Source organism: Pseudorhizobium xiangyangii, assembly GCF_020531965.1.
Classification (GTDB): domain Bacteria; phylum Pseudomonadota; class Alphaproteobacteria; order Rhizobiales; family Rhizobiaceae; genus Neorhizobium; species Neorhizobium xiangyangii.
This window is the reverse complement of record NZ_JAJAWH010000114.1, coordinates 1-689: the sequence shown is the minus strand read 5'-3', so window position 1 is coordinate 689 and position 689 is coordinate 1. Positions and strand designations below refer to the sequence as shown.

The following is a 689-nucleotide window of genomic DNA, read 5'->3' as shown; positions in this document are numbered from 1 at the left end:
GACGACAAGGGCCGCCACACCATCATCCTGTGCGACCGGCCCGAGATCCTGCCCGCCTGCCGAGGCCAGGAAACGCTCGCCTACAACGCCATGGCGTCGGGTGCCGTCAAGGGCGTCTACTGCTCGTCGCTATTGTTCCGCGAGAAGCTGCGCGCAACCACCTTCGTCCAGCGCGATTACACTTTCAAAGCGCCGGCCGCCCATATGGAGCACAAATACAAGCCCTCGATCCTCAACGGCGCCAAGGGCGATTACGAGCTTTTCGACTATCCCGGCCGTTTCAAGGAAGAAGCAACAGGCAATGCCTTTACCCGTCACAAACTGGAAGCGGCCCGGGTAGATGCCTCGATCGCCCATGGCATCGCCAATGCGCCGCTACTGGTTGCCGGCCATGGCATGACGCTTTCCGACCATCCGAGCGAGGCGCTGAACCGGCGCTGGCGGCTCCTCACCATCCGCCATGAAGGTGTACAGCCGCAGGCCTTCGCCGAGGATGGCATCGGCGATCTTGCCACCGGACCGGCGCTCATCCCGCCGTCGCTGGCCGATGCCGAGACGACCGGGTCGATCTTCGGCCTGACCAGCTCGACCAGCCCCGGCCTGCTGGCCGCGACCTTAAGGCGCGACCTTGACATTGCCGCCTCAAGCACCGGCGGCGAGGCTTCGAGCGCGACGCTCTATGCCTGCGC

The 689-nt window shown here is 64.9% G+C and carries 1 protein-coding gene; it reads left to right on the top strand.

The genetic code is table 11. The features are described from left to right. Positions 1-689 (top strand): contractile injection system protein, VgrG/Pvc8 family (locus LH464_RS24440; protein ID WP_255648868.1); only part of this gene is annotated, 689 nt, incomplete at both ends.